At 38.1% G+C, this 15,832-nt stretch carries 18 protein-coding genes; 14 read left to right on the forward strand and 4 right to left on the reverse strand.

Annotated elements, in window-relative coordinates:
• Nucleotides 1-70 precede the first annotated feature (70 nt).
• Genes BW964_RS13520 through BW964_RS13530 form a run of 3 tightly spaced genes read left to right on the forward strand, consistent with a single transcriptional unit; the run spans nucleotide 71 to nucleotide 2,558 of the window.
• Nucleotides 71-862: a hypothetical protein gene (locus BW964_RS13520; protein WP_076507981.1), complete on the forward strand. Its 792-nt coding sequence runs from the start codon at nucleotides 71-73 to the stop codon at nucleotides 860-862.
• A gap of 44 nt (nucleotides 863-906) precedes the next feature.
• Entirely contained in the window at nucleotides 907-1,701 is a 795-nt protein-coding gene (locus BW964_RS13525) for a hypothetical protein (protein ID WP_076507982.1), read from the forward strand.
• Between the two features lie 41 nt (nucleotides 1,702-1,742).
• The gene (locus tag BW964_RS13530) at nucleotides 1,743-2,558 is read left to right on the forward strand and encodes a hypothetical protein (protein WP_076507984.1); all 816 of its coding nucleotides are present in this window, start codon (nucleotides 1,743-1,745) and stop codon (nucleotides 2,556-2,558) included.
• Nucleotides 2,559-2,661: 103 nt separating this feature from the next.
• Here the strand turns inward: BW964_RS13530 and pafA are convergent, their stop codons facing one another.
• Nucleotides 2,662-4,308, reverse strand: a complete 1,647-nt coding sequence (pafA, locus tag BW964_RS13535; RefSeq protein WP_076507985.1) for an alkaline phosphatase PafA — start codon at nucleotides 4,306-4,308, stop codon at nucleotides 2,662-2,664.
• Between the two features lie 100 nt (nucleotides 4,309-4,408).
• On the opposite strand from pafA, the gene BW964_RS13540 reads away from it, so the two are divergent.
• The 11 genes from BW964_RS13540 (at nucleotide 4,409) to BW964_RS13590 (ending at nucleotide 11,551) form a co-directional block, all read left to right on the forward strand.
• Nucleotides 4,409-5,188, forward strand: coding sequence for a hypothetical protein (locus BW964_RS13540; protein ID WP_076507987.1), 780 nt, complete (start codon nucleotides 4,409-4,411; stop codon nucleotides 5,186-5,188).
• A gap of 7 nt (nucleotides 5,189-5,195) precedes the next feature.
• Nucleotides 5,196-5,588 carry a VOC family protein gene (locus BW964_RS13545; RefSeq protein WP_076507988.1) on the forward strand — a complete coding sequence of 131 codons (393 nt, stop codon included), beginning with the start codon at nucleotides 5,196-5,198 and terminating at the stop codon, nucleotides 5,586-5,588.
• A 24-nt stretch (nucleotides 5,589-5,612) separates the two neighbouring features.
• Nucleotides 5,613-6,146 carry a GNAT family N-acetyltransferase gene (locus tag BW964_RS13550; RefSeq protein WP_076507990.1) on the forward strand — a complete coding sequence of 178 codons (534 nt, stop codon included), beginning with the start codon at nucleotides 5,613-5,615 and terminating at the stop codon, nucleotides 6,144-6,146.
• A 121-nt stretch (nucleotides 6,147-6,267) separates the two neighbouring features.
• Nucleotides 6,268-6,852, forward strand: a complete 585-nt coding sequence (locus BW964_RS13555; protein WP_076507991.1) for a TetR/AcrR family transcriptional regulator — start codon at nucleotides 6,268-6,270, stop codon at nucleotides 6,850-6,852.
• 70 nt (nucleotides 6,853-6,922) lie between these two features.
• Nucleotides 6,923-7,660, forward strand: a complete 738-nt coding sequence (locus BW964_RS13560) for an SDR family oxidoreductase (protein WP_076507992.1) — start codon at nucleotides 6,923-6,925, stop codon at nucleotides 7,658-7,660.
• A 210-nt stretch (nucleotides 7,661-7,870) separates the two neighbouring features.
• The gene (locus tag BW964_RS13565) at nucleotides 7,871-8,104 is read left to right on the forward strand and encodes a bacteriocin-like protein (RefSeq protein ID WP_076507994.1); all 234 of its coding nucleotides are present in this window, start codon (nucleotides 7,871-7,873) and stop codon (nucleotides 8,102-8,104) included.
• Nucleotides 8,105-8,241: 137 nt separating this feature from the next.
• Nucleotides 8,242-8,820 carry a hypothetical protein gene (locus tag BW964_RS13570; protein WP_076507996.1) on the forward strand — a complete coding sequence of 193 codons (579 nt, stop codon included), beginning with the start codon at nucleotides 8,242-8,244 and terminating at the stop codon, nucleotides 8,818-8,820.
• A gap of 45 nt (nucleotides 8,821-8,865) precedes the next feature.
• The gene (locus BW964_RS13575) at nucleotides 8,866-9,462 is read left to right on the forward strand and encodes a hypothetical protein (protein ID WP_076507997.1); all 597 of its coding nucleotides are present in this window, start codon (nucleotides 8,866-8,868) and stop codon (nucleotides 9,460-9,462) included.
• A gap of 1 nt (nucleotide 9,463) precedes the next feature.
• Entirely contained in the window at nucleotides 9,464-9,712 is a 249-nt protein-coding gene (locus BW964_RS13580; RefSeq protein WP_076507999.1) for a hypothetical protein, read from the forward strand.
• Nucleotides 9,713-10,055: 343 nt separating this feature from the next.
• Nucleotides 10,056-10,979 (forward strand): alpha/beta fold hydrolase, encoded by a 924-nt coding sequence (locus tag BW964_RS13585; RefSeq protein WP_076508001.1) that lies wholly within the window; start codon nucleotides 10,056-10,058, stop codon nucleotides 10,977-10,979.
• A 35-nt stretch (nucleotides 10,980-11,014) separates the two neighbouring features.
• Complete coding sequence (locus BW964_RS13590) at nucleotides 11,015-11,551, forward strand: hypothetical protein (protein ID WP_076508002.1); 537 nt, start codon at nucleotides 11,015-11,017, stop codon at nucleotides 11,549-11,551.
• A gap of 258 nt (nucleotides 11,552-11,809) precedes the next feature.
• On the opposite strand, the gene BW964_RS13595 is transcribed toward BW964_RS13590, so the two are convergent.
• The 3 genes from BW964_RS13595 to BW964_RS13605 all read right to left on the reverse strand — a co-directional run bounded on the left by BW964_RS13595 (nucleotide 11,810) and on the right by BW964_RS13605 (nucleotide 15,621).
• A complete protein-coding gene (locus BW964_RS13595) occupies nucleotides 11,810-12,736 on the reverse strand; it encodes a malate dehydrogenase (protein ID WP_073336180.1) in 927 nt (308 codons plus the stop codon).
• Between the two features lie 116 nt (nucleotides 12,737-12,852).
• Complete coding sequence (locus BW964_RS13600) at nucleotides 12,853-13,404, reverse strand: biliverdin-producing heme oxygenase (RefSeq protein ID WP_076508004.1); 552 nt, start codon at nucleotides 13,402-13,404, stop codon at nucleotides 12,853-12,855.
• 27 nt (nucleotides 13,405-13,431) lie between these two features.
• The gene (locus BW964_RS13605; RefSeq protein WP_076508005.1) at nucleotides 13,432-15,621 is read right to left on the reverse strand and encodes an ATP-binding protein; all 2,190 of its coding nucleotides are present in this window, start codon (nucleotides 15,619-15,621) and stop codon (nucleotides 13,432-13,434) included.
• Nucleotides 15,622-15,832: the final 211 nt, after the last annotated feature.

A 15,832-nucleotide genomic window follows, 5' to 3' on the forward strand; every position in this document is an offset into this window, starting at 1 on the left:
TTACTCACTAAAAAAACGCTTATAACCATTGGAATGTTTTTTTGACAAATCAAATAAAAACTAAACAGAGATGAAAAAATTGAATTGTGTTGTTCCTTTTTTATTAGCTGGCTTTTCACTTGTAACAGCACAGGTGGGAATAGGAATATCTTCTCCGAATACCAATGCTGAAGTAGATGTCACAAGTACCAGTAAAGGACTACTCCTTCCGAGAATTGCACTTGTGTCTACGAACAGTGCCTCCCCTCTTTCAGCCCATGTTGCCGGAATGACTGTGTATAATACGGCCACCAATACTTCTGTTGCGGCCAATCCGGTATATCCGGGAGAATATTACAATGACGGCACACAATGGCTAAGAAAATCCACATGGAATGATACCAGAATGATCACTGGCGGAGGTATAACGGATGCTATTTCATTAACCACAGCAGATGTTGTTGCCGAAACGGCATCCACTACCATACTCAGTACGATTTCTTTTACATTGGACAGACCGTCTACTGTGGAGTTTAGTGCTGACGTTTCTACGCGGTATACTGCTTCAGGAAGTAATACCACTCCTTTGTCGGACGGCGCTGTTAAATTATGTACTCTTAATTTTCAATTTACGACAGCTCCTTCAGGAGTTTCAACAACAGCTTTTTTTGGTGATCATTCTACTTCTTATACTACCGCACTTTCTTCGGCAGGAACAGCAACGGGAGATGTTTATCTGAATCCTTACGGAGTGATTACCTTACCTGTAGGAAGTTATGTTCTTAATTTAAGAGGTACCACGTTAAGCGGAACTGCTTTCAGAATAGGTTATGGTGGAGGCACCCATGATATGATTCAGATTAGAGCGACACCGTTACAGTAATGGTAGGTTCATCTTTTTTTTAAACACCATTTAAATACCACAAAATGAAAAAAATTCAACATACGATCCCTTTATTTCTTGCTTGCTTTTCATTTATGAACGCTCAGGTAGGCGTAGGAATATCTACTCCCAATCCCAATGCACAGCTGGATATTACAAGTTCCAGTAAAGGGTTTTTATTACCCAGAGTAGCATTAACTGCAACCAATAATCCTTCACCACTAACAGCTCATGTGGAAGGAATGATGGTATATAATACGGCAACCAATACTTCTGTTGCCGCCAACCCGGTATATCCCGGAGAATATTATAATGACGGAACCCAATGGCAGAGAAAATCCGCGTTGAATGATGTAAGAATGATAACCGGAGGTACCATTACTGATCTCCTCTCATCTACTCCCATAGATATTGCTGCAGGCACTCCTACCACCACTACCTTGAGTACATTTTCTTTTACTTTAGACAGGCCTTCCAGTGTGGAATTCAGTGGTAATATTTCGATGTCCTTTAATGTGAATGGTGATAGCAATACGCCAGTAGGAGATGCAGCCATAAAGCTGGTGACAGCAAATTTTGTATTTACAACAGCACCGGGCGGTATCGCTTTAAACTCTCCCTTTGGAGACAGTACCATCACTTATATGAATGCGGTCACAGCCAATATTACGACTATTATAGGGAACTTTTATACAGCTCCTCATGCGACCCTTTTATTGCCGGCAGGAAATTATGTGGTTAATTTAAATGGATTGGCATCCAGCAGTAATGCGTTTAGAGTTACTTATGGATCCGGGGTTCGCGACATGGTTCAGATTAAGGCAACTCCCACCAAATAATGGAGAAAATTTTGAATTTAAACTTATTAAAAACATAATCAATGAAAAATATATTTGCTGCATTCATCATTTTTTCAAGCGTCCCATCAGCAATGATGGCACAGGTGGGAATAGGCCTTGCTTCGCCCAATACTAATGCTATGCTTGAAGTAAGCAGCACTAATAAAGGAATATTGCTTCCAAGAGTAGCTCTTACAGCAACCAATAACCCGGCACCTCTTTCGGCGCATGTTGCAGGTATGACCGTATACAACACAGCTACCAATACCTCTGTAGCAGCAAATCCTGTTTATCCGGGAGAATATTACAATGATGGAACACAATGGCAGAGAAAAACAGCCTGGTTTGAAAAAACAATGCTTTCAGGAGGTACAATAGGTGGAGATGCACTTGCTGCAACAAGTTTAGATGTTCCGGCATCTACCACTACAGGATCCATTACTACGATTACTTTGGCGACCCTATCATTTACCCTGAACAAACCGTCTTTAGTAGAATTTTACTCAAATATCTCGGCCATTTTCACCAACTCAGGTATTGCGCCAGGAGGTACAGGAGCTGGAATAACAGATAATGCGGTAAAACTTTGCAATGTTTATTATTCATTTACTTCGGCGCCTGCCAGTATACCGATCAATACCGTATTTGGAATATCTTCACTCTCATATACCAACAGCTTCTCAACTTTTGTCCCTACAGGTAATTTTTATATTGTGCCCCGTACTACTTTAACATTGCCTGCCGGAAGCTACACCCTTACAGTCAATGGTTCAGGTGGAAGCGGAACGGCTTTCAGAGTAACATTTGGATCAGGAAACCGGGATGCCATCAATATAAGAGCAACACCTATCAAATAGTATCTTATGTTTTTACAATACCAATGAATACAAAAAAAGAGATGCATATTCTGCATCTCTTTAATCTTTAGACTATAATAAAAAACTCTGGTGAATATTTTATTTATCTTCCAATAACCTCCGTGATCGGGTTTCCTACATTTCCACTCGGGAACTGAATTTTCAGTAATGATGAAACCGTAGGGGCAATATCGGTCATATGGTATTCCTTATTACTTTCTCCCTGATGAATACCCCATCCCATAAAGATCAGTGGAATGTGAGAATCATACGAATTCCAAACACTGTGTGTGGTTCCTGTTTTAGAGTAAGGAGGAAGCATTGAATCGTGAGAGATCAACTGGATATCACCGCTTCTCTGTCTGTTGATTCCGTTGATAATCCTCTGTTTAATGGGTTCCGGAATCGTGGCTTCCTGAACTTCATCTACAGAAACGGCATATAAAACAGTAGGATCTTTCTGCAATTCTTTGATGGTAAAATCTCTAAGGTCATCCAATTCTATTTTATTATCCTGCATCAGCTTTCTGTCAAAATAGATCTGATAATTATCTACTGCATTGATGAGTTGATCAACCCCGAACTTATCTTTCAGTTTCTGGTTGATACCTTTTTCCATTCCCTCCCCGAAGAATCCGGTGGTGATTTTATGTTCTTTCAAAAACCCTACTGAATGAGCTCCACCGTGGTCAGCAGAAAGAAAAACCGTATACTCTCCCTTTCCTACTTTTGAGTCCAGATAGCTGAAAAACTGAGCCAGATCCTGATCGAGTCTTAAATACACATCTTCTACTTCTATCGAATTCGGCCCGAATTTGTGCCCTGCATAATCGGTAGAAGCCAGGTTGATGGCTAAAAAGTCAGTAATAGTATCTCCTCCTAATTTCTCTCCTTCTACAGAAGCTTCGGCCAATTTCAGTGTAAGTGTATTTCCGAAAGGTGTATAACGGATATTATCCTTTTTAGTCTGATAATCCTGGGCTAAATTACTGTAAGGAAAAACAGGGGTCTTTGCACTTCCAAGAAGGCCTTCCCATGACGAATTATCCGGTGAGCTTTCTGTGTACTGGTTGATCGGAAGCAAAGTATTCCAGCCGTTGGCTACTAATTTTTCAGGAAGATTCTGAGAGTTGAAAGACTTTACCCATTGAGGCAGGTCATTCATATACCAGGTACTTGTAATAAAATTTCCTGTACTGTCATCAAACCAGAAAGCTCCGTTCGGCGTATGGCCTGCAGGAAGAATGGAAGCACGGTCTTTCAATGAAACCCCGATTACTTTCCCCTGAAAATTGGTCGCCAGCCTCAACTCATCCGTCACCGTGGTAGACCAAAGATTTTTGGGAGAATGACTTCCTGTCTTTGTATTGGTTGTTCCTACCGGCTGAACGCTTTCGTCTGCTGTACAGTAAACATTTTTTCCGGTTTCTTTATCTGTCCAGTCGTTTCCGGCAATTCCGTGGATCGCAGGTACAGAACCTGTATAGATGCAGGTATGTCCCAAAGCAGTAATGGTAGGGACGTATGGGATGTGGACGTTATTTAAAGAATATCCTGTATTCAGAAGCCTTTTAAAACCATCGTTTCCGTATTTATTATAAAATCGGTACAGATAGTCCCACCTCATCTGGTCTACGACTAATCCTACGACTAATTTGGGTCTTTCTAATTGAGAATTTTTGTTCTTCTGAGCATTGATTGTAATTACGGACAATAAAGCCGCTGCCGCAATTGAAATTTTCCTAAGCATCTAGTAAATTTTTGTTGACCACAAATTTAAGGGTTTTGAAAGTTTTGGCGTGTGAAATTTCATTAAATTTGGCAACATCTTTAAACCAAGCCATACCGTAATGATTTTAGGAGTATACTGGTATTTCAAATTTCCCGAAAACTTATATCGTTTTCAGTTTTTTAATTTTTTTAAAGGAATTGGAGGTCATGCTGACAATCTTGCCGAGCTGGAAGCCAGGGTTTTGGTAGAACAGCCTGAGAATCTGTTGAAAAAACTGGAGGAATTGCATCTCCATTTTAAAAGAATTTATTTAGATGTCAAGATTAATGGAAATCAGTTATTAATCTCAACCGGGGACTATACCCTTTTTGATGAACATTTCCAATTCGTTTCGGAAATAGAAAAATTGCTGATGGTCTCCCACGCTCATCTGATTGAAACGCCTTTTGAAGTAAAATCAAGCAGGAATTTCAGACCGGAAAACAGACCGTATGAAACCATAGAACACCGGTTTATTCAGATCATTGGATCAGATTTCAAAAAAGACGATGCCGAAAACCTTTCCGTAAGAATTGATTGTAATCTTCCTCTTTCCTGTAAGAAAAGCTTCATTAATGGTATTACTGCCATCTGTAACGAAGAAAATATACACGTCTTTTACTATTATGAAAAGGATTTTAAAAACCAGTGCAATCTGATGCTGATTTTCTCTAACGGAAGGCAAATGGAAGATGCGGTTCAGAATGTCGATATTCATTCGTTTGGAAATAAGATCCTTCAAATGGCTCAGAAATATCAGATTCATTTCGGGCATTTCGGAGGCATGGATGACTATCCTTTACATGGACCATTGGTAGAATTGATAAAAGATGAAGAATATATTTTAATTCAAAAATAAAGCTGCTATGATTAAATTCAAATACGTTATTTTATATGTGGAAGATGTTGAAAAGTCGATGAACTTTTACCAAAATACATTTGATACCCCAATAAAATTCATCACCCCTGAAAAAGATTATGGAGAATTGATTACCGGAGAAACCAGTCTTTCTTTCGCTTCCGTCAGTCTTGCCAGCTCTAATATAAAGAAGGGATTTTTATCTTCTCAGTCTCAGGAAAAACCTTTCGGTATAGAATTAGGATTTACAACGGATGATGTTGAAAAACTTTTGGAAAAAGCAGTTAAAAACGGCGCAACCCTATATGAAGATATGGCTGTAAAACCTTGGGGGCAAAAGGTGGCCTATATCAAAGATCTTGACAATTATTTGGTTGAGATCTGCACAGAAATTCAATAAAAACCAATCATATTCTTCATTTTCATGGAAATAAAAAAATTAGAAAAACTGACTGAAAATCCTATTCTGAACTGGGGATTGAACGGCTATACAACTGACACCATACTTTCAATCTCTTTTGTTGAATACTCCGGTTCTTTTGAATTTATATTAAGAGAAAAATCCCTGAGTTACAATAAGGTTTGGGAAATCACTTCCGACGATATGGATGATCTTAATGGGATGATTCAAAAAGGACATTCTTTTGGAGTTTTTGAGGATGAAGAGCTCATGGGCTGGATTATTGGCGAACATAGAATCTGGAATAATAGTTTTTATATTGAAAATATCCTGATCAGTGAAAAATTAAGAAGAAACGGAGCCGGAGCGCTGCTGATCAAAAATGTGGTGCGTGAAGCCAGAAATTTAAACTGCCGGATTATAGAGCTGGAAACACAGAATACAAATTATCCTGCCCTACAGTTTTACAGAAGGATGGGCTTCAGCATTACGGGACTTAATACAAGGATGTATGAAAATCCTGAGGAAACGGCTGTTTTTATGACCTTGGATTTGTAAAAAAACAAGCATCGCATCAATCTTAAGCTGAATGATCGACAAAAACTATAAAACCTATTGAAATTTTTATTTTGTACTGAATGGTACAATTATATACCTTTGTCTCAGAAAATGAATCCCGATGGCAGGAAGACCTAAAATATTTAACGAACAGGAAGCTGTAGCAAAAGCTACTGAAGTTTTCAGGGACAAAGGTTATGATACAGCCTCTGCTGAAGAGTTGCTGGGAGCAATGGGAATTGGAAAAGGCAGCTTTTATCTTGCTTTCAAAGGTGGGAAACAGGAGCTTTATGTGCGCTCTATCACTCAGTTTTCAGAGTACTTTTATCAAAAGCTTTCGCAAAGCCTTGCTGCATCTGAGAACAAGATCCAGTTGATCAAAGATCTTTTTATCAGTCTGGCGTATGCTTCGGATTGTGATAAAGAGCGTGGCTGCTATTTGGGTAATGCTCTGGTACAGCTTTCTGAAAAAGATCAGGAAATAAAAAATATTACAGCGCAATTACTGAAAAAACTTCAGTCTCTTTTTGCCGAGACCATCAGAAGTGCCAGGGAAAAGGGTCAGACAAACAGCAAGGAAGATCCGGAGATCATCGGATGGCACCTCAGCAATTTATGGAACGGAATTCATGTTACCAGAAGAATGGAAACCTCACCGGAAATCCTGAAAAGCATCATTGAAATGAATCTTAAAATACTGGACTAAAATTTTTTATTCAATTTTGTACTAAATGGTACAATTTAAAAATACTTATTAATTTAATACAAAAAATGTCATGAACATTACCAACAACATTATTCTTATCACGGGCGGAGGCTCAGGAATCGGATTAGAAATAGCGAAAGTACTTCATACCTCTAACCAAGTTATCATTGCAGGAAGAAATAAAGCTAAACTTGATGCAGCAGCAGCGGGTCTTGAAAATGTCTCTACCATCCAGGCAGATATTACTGATGAAAAAGATGTAGAGCGACTGGTTGAAGAAATCAAAGTCAATTTCGGGGGTCTGAATATCCTGATCAACAATGCAGGACACGCTTACGTTTACACTCTTTCTGATACATCAGACACATACCGGAAGGCAGCAGCAGAATTTGAAACCAATTATTTTGCTCCGATACGTCTGACTGAAAAACTTCTGCCTTTATTAAAGCAACAGGAAAACGCAGCCGTTGTTAACGTCTCTTCCATCGTCGCACTGGCCCCGGGATCACATCTTCCTACCTATTCTGATTCCAAAGCGGCTCTCCATTCCTACACCAAACTCCTAAGGTATGAACTGGCCAAAGACACTCCGGTCAAAGTTTTTGAGTTGATGCCGCCTCTTGTCAACACTGATTTTTCAGTTGAAATCGGAGGTAGGGAAAATGGTATTCCTGCTTCGGAAGTGGCAGAAAGCTTTGTGAAAGGGCTTCTTGAAGATACTTTTGAGATTCGCGTAGGCCATACGGAAGCTTTATACAGCAGTTTCTTTGCTGGTTCTGAAGGAGCCTTTGGGGTGATGAACCCATAGTCTGTTCCATCCATCCAATCATATACTGCGGGCAAGATCATTCTTTTCCCGCAGTTTCATTGTGATGCCTATCTAAAAAGTTTTTTTCGCAATTTCACAGCGCTTCCATTACTAAATCTTTAAATTTTCAATAATATTTCTTAAATCACCAATACGTGTAATAAAAAAATTCATATATTAGTTATCAATAAATTAAAAATATCAACTGCTATGAAAAATTTAAAGAAATTAAGCAGAAAGCAGCTGGAATTGATCAGCGGAGGTGATATTGCTTATGCTATTTGTGATGCTGATGGTCATTGCCCCCCGACCATAGGAGCCTATTATTGCAGCGGAGGAATCTGCTACAGGGAAACCGGAGGTGGTAATCCAGGAGGAGGCTGTAATGAGCCAAAGCATTTGTGTCAACCGTGGGAAACGGGATGCGGATGTGTTTACTTTTAAAAGAAATATTGTTAGATAAAGAAGGGGGCGGTTTTTACTGCTCTTTTTTTGTTCCTTTCAATGATGACCACCCATCCTTTACTGGGGTGTTATGCAATAAAATATTATATTGCAGAAAAATCAACAATCTCTAATTGATGAGCAATCCCATAAGAAAGATAATTGAAGAGTATAAGGATCATGCGGATGAAACTCTTTTAAAGAATTTTAAGTTTCTTCATAATGGAAAAACAGGTTATAATGATTCGTTTGATGTGAACTACTGGCAAAGAAAGGAACTCATATTCGAACTGTACCATGATTATGGTCCCGAACATAAACCTCTTATTCAATGGCTGCTCAAAGAAGAGCAGAAAGGATTTGAGATTGATCTTCCCCTCTACACTTTAGATGTCTGCGCTTTTATGCTATACAAATATATGAGTAACGAAGATGTCTATGCTCTTTATCATACAAAATTCGGGGCCGGCACCGATGCGCAGGTGTATGTAGATATTGAACTTATATTCGGATATGATAAAGAGCACATGAAGCAATACCTTACTTCAGATACACAAAACATAGAACTGAATAAGAAAATCCTCGCTACCATTGAATATTATGAATCTGATCCGGATGTGATCTTCAGAAACAGGGAAGCGTATATTGATCATTTTGAAAACAAGAAAATAAAGGGAATCAAAGGTGATCTGGAAGATTTTGAAGAAGGTCTCTGAAATAGGAAAAATACAACATATAAACGCTATCTAATCTACTAACCCATGAAATATCTAGAAAAAATACAGAGTTTACTTCCATTAGGTTATATGTATCTAATCGTTTTAGGACTTTTAAAAGAAACTATTTTTTTTTATCCTCTGGGAATCAATATTCTCAATTACTCCTCCATTACCGATATTCTGATCAGTCCTATTTCAGATATGACCTCCAATCCCATCCTGATTCTTGTTGTGCTTTCCGTAGTGCTTCTTTTCTTTTTATTTCAAATTTTACTTGTTAAATACAGTCATAAAAACTGGATTCAGAAAATCTTAAAAAGCTATCGAATGGACACCAATCTCGACAAGCGTGAGCTGAGAAAAGCCATGATTCCTGCATTTGTTATGCTCGCTGGTTTTGAACTTCTTGCCCTATTCATAGGACTGGGACTCGGGCAGGGAGAGAAAATAAAAAAGAGACTGGACAGCCAGACTTTACAACATAATTATATCCTTACTACCGGCTCCGGAGAAAGGGTTCCTGTGTATCTTATAGATATTAACAGCATCTATTATTTCTATGTCAAAAAGGATGAAAAACAAGTCAGAATAGCTCCTGTGGGAGGTATCGGAAACATTGAAGTAATTAACAATAAATAATATGAAAAACAAACTAATAACCGAATGTACCGATGAAGAGCTTTTGAACAATGAAAAAAAACTCAAAATAATGACCATCTTGCTGGGAGTATTTATGGTATTGCTATTTTTTGCAACGATGGTCCTGACGATCAAGAAAGGTTTCACTCCCATTGTGATTGTTCCGATCTGTCTTCTACCTTTATTCATCATTGGTATGATGAACTGGAAGCGAGTAAACAAAGAAAAAGAAAGGAGAAATTTACAATAGACTCAATCCTCTAAAAAAGTAAAGTATACTTGAGCCTTATATTCGTATAAGGCTTTTTATTTGCCTGATTTCCGCAAATCCAATGAATTAAGTTTTAAACATTAATAAACAATTTGGGTTAAATTTGGAAGAGACTGCGGATATGTGGACAGCCACCATGGAGCATTCACTGGTTCTATAACCAGCGGCATCAATGCAACATGGAACTCCTTAGGAAATAATGTAGTTGTATTCATCAACTAATACGCCCTACAACACATACAATACCACGACAGACTCAACTATTGAGTCTGTTTTTTTATAATATAAGTAATAAATATTGTCTCTCAAATGTTATTACTATATGAAAACCATACACTTACTTCTATTCATCTTCCTTTCTTGGACGTTTGCTTCAGCTCAGAAAAGCAGTTATAAAGGTATTTTTGAAACTTCCGATCACGTTAAAATCAACTATAAGGTCTCCGGAAAAGGAGAAGCCTGCATCTATGTTCCGGGAGGTCCTGGACAGGGATACCCGTCATTTGAACTCATGGGCGGAAGCCATCTTGAAAAAAATATGAAAATGGTCTATATGGATCAGCGGGGATCCGGTGAATCAGGAACATCAGAGCATTATCATCTGGAAGCTATGGTAAAGGATATTGAAGAACTGAGACAGCATCTGAAACTGGACAGAGTTTTTCTGCTTGCCCATTCTTTCGGAGGAATTATTGCGGTCAATTATGCTAAAAAATACCCTCAGCATATAAAAGGATTGATTTTGGCTAATGTCACCCTCCATTTTCTCAATAATGAATCTGTCAAAGAACAGATTGAATACGGAAACCGCCTTCTTGTAAAGGAAAATAAAACTGTTCCTGAAGATAGTCTTTCCGGAGAAATTTCAAAAATAAGCGCTGCATTAAGAAAGAAAAGAATAGGCTATAAATTTCTTACGGAGGATATTGAAACCATCAAAAAAATGGAAAAAATAGATTCCCTCCATCCAAGAATTATAGATTTTGGAATGGCCGTGATCTCAAAACCTAAGGAATATCCGGAATATTATACTGACTATGCACCGGTTACAAAAGACATTCGTGTTCCTGTATTAATTATCACCGGAAAAAAGGATAAAGCGGTAGGAACCAGACACTATCAAACGTTTCAGTTTCCCCACCAGAAAGTCGTTTCTATCGATGGCGGACATCTTTTGTATTATGAGAAAAACAGGAAATTCATTCATTCTGTTTGGAATTTCGTCTTCAGACATCATTCAACTTAAGTACTTTCGTTAAATTTGCCTCTTTAATAATTTCAATGAGTACCAATAAAAATACCCTGGCAAAGATGTCAACCCAGGAACTTGAACAATATGTAAAACCGGAGAGCCGCTTTGTTCCTGAAGCCATTCAATATGCGTATGAAATACTTCAGTCAAGAGGAAAAATGTTCAGCCCGGAGGAAGAAGCCAGAATCAATTCCATGGTTTCAAAAATGCAAAAGGAAAAGGAGGTCATCATACATCCCCATCATACCAAAGCTGCCAATATCATGTATCTTTCCGGTGTACTGAGCATTGCGACTATGATCTGGACTTATGAAGATTTTAAAACTACGCTGTCCCTATTGATTGGCGTTGCTATTTTAGCTTTTATTTTTGGAATGGGTTATCTTGCCGGAAAAGGAACCGAATGGGTAAAACTCGTTCTGCTGATCACTTTCCTGCTGGGATTGCTTGGACTTCCTTCTATTTACTTAAGTTTGTTTACTAATCCTGTAGTAGGAATATTAAGTAGTATACAAACCATTCTTCAGGTCTGGGTTCTTGTTTTACTGTTTAAAGTAAAGAAGTAAGAAATTTACAGTCAATACAAAACAATTCAAAACACCAGTGCGTGTCTTAATTTTTTTTATACTGTGAAATTTTTATCATCCTAAAATCATATCTTTTCTAGATTATTTATGGATTAATTGTTTCGGCGCGGCCTTTGGCCGCGCCGAAACAATTAATCTTTTTATAAAATCTTTGCAGCGACTAAGAATTTCTTATGTACATAAAAAACTCAGCGCGGCCTTTGGCCGCGCTGAGCTATTATATAAAGCTTAAATCAATTAAAACTTAAGATCTCCGTTTACCTCTCTTACAGCATTAGCTGCTTCAGCAAACTTTAACTGCTCTTCTGCAGTAAGCGTTACGTTAACAATTTTTTCTACTCCGTTAGCTCCGATAATAGCTGGAACACCTAAGCAGATATCATTTTGTCCGTATTCACCTTCAAGCATTAAAGAACAAGGGATCATTTTTTTCTGGTCGCAGGCAATGGCCTGAACCATTACAGAAACCGCTGCACCTGGAGCATACCAAGCTGAAGTTCCTAATAATTTTGTTAAGGTAGCCCCTCCTACTTTAGTTTCTTCGATAACATATTTCTGCTGCTCATCATCTAAGAATTCAGTTACAGGAACACCGTTTCTTGTCGCTTTGCTCAATAACGGAAGCATTCCGGTATCACTGTGTGCCGCGATGACCATACCGTCTACATCAGAAATCGGGCTTTCCAATGCTTCAGCCAATCTGTATTTGAATCTTGCAGAATCTAATGCACCCCCCATTCCGATGATTTTGTGCTTAGGAAGACCTGAAGTTTTGTGTACTAAATAAGCCATGGTATCCATTGGATTAGAAACTACAATGATGATCACTTCCGGAGAATTTTTTACTAAGTTTTGAGTAACTTCTTTTACGATACCGGCATTGATACCGATAAGCTCTTCTCTCGTCATTCCAGGTTTTCTTGGAATACCTGAAGTAATAACCGCTACATGAGAACCTGCAGTTTTGCTGTAATCTCCTGTTGTTCCGGTAATTTTTGTATCGAATCCGTTAAGCGATGCAGTCTGCATCAAATCCATTGCTTTACCTTCAGCAAATCCTTCTTTAATGTCTACTAAAACTACTTCTGAACAGAAGTTCTTCATTGCGATGTATTCTGCACAGCTTGCACCTACAGCGCCTGCACCTACTACAGTTACTTTCATATTGTATACTTTTTTTAAATTATTTTTTAGTTTAGTCTAAAAATTGAAACGCCCAAATTTAACAATTCCTGAAAATGTGGGCAATTTTTCAGGAATTTAATTAGGGTTCAATGAAATTAATTGACGTTCAGTAAAAACGTGTATAGTTTTTTGGCCCCTGAAAGGACCTCATTATAGTTTTCTTCAGCGACTTCAGTATCCAGAACCTCTTTAAAATTTTTCCACATGGGTCCTGTATTTTTCTGATAGCATCCAAAGAAATTGAACGTTACATTGTCAAAACCTTCCGTTTTAGAAAGCTGTTTTGCGATCACATTTCCACCTAATGTAGAACCTTCGATCACGTACATTGCCCCTAAAGCTTCATGTTCGTTGTTAAAATGAAGATCGTGTGAAGCCGTTTGGTTTTCTAAAGAAAGGCTTTCAAGATCCTTTTCAATAAGAGGAAGTTTTACTCTGTTGTTGAGCTGAAGTTTTTCCGAATATTTATCAGATAGACTTCCGAATATTTTGTCTTCACTGTGAAGAAGCATCAGATAATTCGTATTGATGATCTTTTTATAGTCCTCTAAAGTGAAAGTTTTGTTGAAAATTTTTCCAGAATTGAAAAGTTTTTCCGCAGCATCGTGATATTCCGCTGTATTTTGCTTAAGATACTCTGATACCATAAATAAGGTTTTTAAAGTTTCCCAAATTTACGGTTTTTTGAACGTTAAAATGAAACAAGTACCCTCTTTATTGCTATCATAATCCACATTTCCACCAATCCTTTTCATAATCCGGTGGACAATAGACAGCCCAACTCCGTTTCCTTTAAACTTTTTAGCATTATCCATTCTGTTGAAGATCTTAAACATCTTATGCTTTTCCTCCTGTGGAATCCCGATTCCGTTATCAGAGACCCTGTAGACAATATTTTCATCCACCTCTGTTCCCCAGATTTCTACTCTCGGTTCGTCTCGGTGAGAAGAGTATTTTACTGCATTGTTGATCACATTCAGGAACACCTGATGAAGCATCGTTTTATCAGCAAGGACATCGGGACATTCCTTAATAATAATTTCACTTTTCGGGCTTTCGAACGTGATTTTTGCATTTTCAGAAATTTTCAGAATTGTATTCGAAGGCTGCAGACGTTCCAGTTCTATCTCGCTGTGTTTCGCGCGGCTGAGTTCCAGTACATCATGCATCATTTCCGCCATATTGTCGATTTCTTCAACAATGGAGGTCAGTTTATTTCTATTTTTCTCTGTTTTCTCAAAATTAGAAAGCAGCATCTGAGCATTCAGTTTCATGACGGTCAGAGGAGTTCCCAGGTCATGTGAAATGGTATAAGAGAAACTGTCAAGTTCCTCATTTACTTTTCTCAATTCATTGTTCAGCGCTTTGATTGCATTATATTGTTTGTGAGAAGTCTCAAGGATCACATCCCGGATGGCCTGTACAGAACTGATATCTCTGGAATTCCACCTTTTAGAATTTCCTTTTATATTTTCGGTGAAAATGTGAAAAGATGTTCTCGGAGAAATGATATGTTTTTCTTCCCCATTCTGCAAAATCACCCCTACTTGTTTCTCTGGATTGCCCGCCCAGTTGATATGCTCGCTAAATTCTTTTCGGAACCAGATCAGCATTTCTTTTTTGCTTCTTTCAATAAAATAAATAATGATTCCGGCTGCATTTTCAGTCAGTTCCAATTCCTCTCCGTAATCCTTAAGAAAAGTTCTGCTGACATAAATACTTTCTTTCGTATTTTCAAGAGCCCAGTGCGCAATTCGGTCAATCGCTTCACGTTCCGGCACAGTTCCTACCGTCACCGGTTCTCCGTCTGAGATAATAACCAGACCATCTGCTTCAGGAAGTTTTCGGAGCTTTCCTTTATTGTCTGCCAGGGAATCAAAAAGATTATTATGCTTTAAAAATTCTGCTTTCAGCTGCGAAGCTCTTTCGTTCAGTTCAAGACGGTAGTTCAGTTCGTTTTTAGATTTGAATGAAGAATAGGCATTGGAAGCAAGAGCTGTAAAGATTCCCGCCTGCACTCTGTCTTCAAGATCAATATGCTTAGCCTCCGAATTCTGGCAGGTCACCAGTCCCCAAAGATAATCATCAATAATAATGGATACACTGAAGCTGGAAGAAGCTCCGGAGTTTTTGATATATTGCCCGTGAACCGGTGACATTCCTCTTGAACCTACAAAAGTAAGATCAATACTTTCATCCGACCTACTTATAAGAGGAACCGTTTCCGAATACACGTTACTGAATATTCTTTTTCTTTTCTTCAAATAAAGTTCTCTCGCCTGTCTCGGAATATCAGACTCCGGGTAATGAAGACCGAGATAACTTTCCATATTCTCATCTCTTTTCTCTGCAATCACTTTACCAGAGCCGTCCATCATAAATTTATAAACCATCATCCGGTCATAATTGACGATCTTGGAAAGCGTACTCAACAGTTGCTCCCAAAGCTCCTTCTCGTTGTCGATAACATAAAAATTATCATACTTATTGGAAATACGCTTATTGGGGTTTTCCTGTACCGCTTCAAATTCGAGAAAAATATGTTTCCCGCTTCTTAAAATAGAAAAATGATATTCTTTTCCACCGATGAATACCTTATCAAAATGAGTTTCATTTTCTCTCTTTGTAAAGTCCTGAATAGAGGTATAGAGGTCAGAATCTATCACAGAACGGAAGATTTCAGGAAAATCCGTAAGCTTCCTGTCAAAAAGCTGTTCTGCTTTTTCGACCGTAAATATATCCGTGATATTCCTGCTGAAAAGAGTAATGGAATGAGATCCTGCGTCAATGCCAATCAGATATCCAAAACTTTGTATATACCCAGGGATATGGATGGGTTCTTCATGACACTCTACAAAATTCATATAATTCTTTGATCAATCAAAGATAACGATTTTTTTAACGAGATATTACTTTGTGGTATGAAATCATAAAAGTACTGAAAATACAGTCACCTTACCCATCCGGAAGGTATAATACCCTGTATTTCAAACAAAAATCCTTTGCTTTTTCAACAGTAATCAAGGCATTTCACACATAATATACTAATTTTTCTGTCACTGATCAAGTTTAATT

The organism is Chryseobacterium shigense (assembly GCF_900156575.1).
GTDB classification, from domain to species: domain Bacteria; phylum Bacteroidota; class Bacteroidia; order Flavobacteriales; family Weeksellaceae; genus Chryseobacterium; species Chryseobacterium shigense.

Bases quoted from the DNA above. Each gene is read 5' to 3' on its own strand.
- pafA (WP_076507985.1), bottom strand. From the start codon at position 4,308: ATGCTTAGGAAAATTTCAATTGCGGCAGCGGCTTTATTGTCCGTAATT.
- BW964_RS13545 (WP_076507988.1), top strand. From the start codon at position 5,196: ATGATTAAATTCAAATACGTTATTTTATATGTGGAAGATGTTGAAAAG.
- BW964_RS13570 (WP_076507996.1), top strand. From the start codon at position 8,242: ATGAGCAATCCCATAAGAAAGATAATTGAAGAGTATAAGGATCATGCG.
- BW964_RS13540 (WP_076507987.1), top strand. From the start codon at position 4,409: ATGATTTTAGGAGTATACTGGTATTTCAAATTTCCCGAAAACTTATAT.
- BW964_RS13555 (WP_076507991.1), top strand. From the start codon at position 6,268: ATGGCAGGAAGACCTAAAATATTTAACGAACAGGAAGCTGTAGCAAAA.
- BW964_RS13575 (WP_076507997.1), top strand. From the start codon at position 8,866: ATGAAATATCTAGAAAAAATACAGAGTTTACTTCCATTAGGTTATATG.
- BW964_RS13605 (WP_076508005.1), bottom strand. From the start codon at position 15,621: ATGAATTTTGTAGAGTGTCATGAAGAACCCATCCATATCCCTGGGTAT.
- BW964_RS13580 (WP_076507999.1), top strand. From the start codon at position 9,464: ATGAAAAACAAACTAATAACCGAATGTACCGATGAAGAGCTTTTGAAC.
- BW964_RS13560 (WP_076507992.1), top strand. From the start codon at position 6,923: ATGAACATTACCAACAACATTATTCTTATCACGGGCGGAGGCTCAGGA.
- BW964_RS13520 (WP_076507981.1), top strand. From the start codon at position 71: ATGAAAAAATTGAATTGTGTTGTTCCTTTTTTATTAGCTGGCTTTTCA.
- BW964_RS13585 (WP_076508001.1), top strand. From the start codon at position 10,056: ATGAAAACCATACACTTACTTCTATTCATCTTCCTTTCTTGGACGTTT.
- BW964_RS13565 (WP_076507994.1), top strand. From the start codon at position 7,871: ATGAAAAATTTAAAGAAATTAAGCAGAAAGCAGCTGGAATTGATCAGC.
- BW964_RS13590 (WP_076508002.1), top strand. From the start codon at position 11,015: ATGAGTACCAATAAAAATACCCTGGCAAAGATGTCAACCCAGGAACTT.
- BW964_RS13550 (WP_076507990.1), top strand. From the start codon at position 5,613: ATGGAAATAAAAAAATTAGAAAAACTGACTGAAAATCCTATTCTGAAC.
- BW964_RS13595 (WP_073336180.1), bottom strand. From the start codon at position 12,736: ATGAAAGTAACTGTAGTAGGTGCAGGCGCTGTAGGTGCAAGCTGTGCA.
- BW964_RS13530 (WP_076507984.1), top strand. From the start codon at position 1,743: ATGAAAAATATATTTGCTGCATTCATCATTTTTTCAAGCGTCCCATCA.
- BW964_RS13600 (WP_076508004.1), bottom strand. From the start codon at position 13,404: ATGGTATCAGAGTATCTTAAGCAAAATACAGCGGAATATCACGATGCT.
- BW964_RS13525 (WP_076507982.1), top strand. From the start codon at position 907: ATGAAAAAAATTCAACATACGATCCCTTTATTTCTTGCTTGCTTTTCA.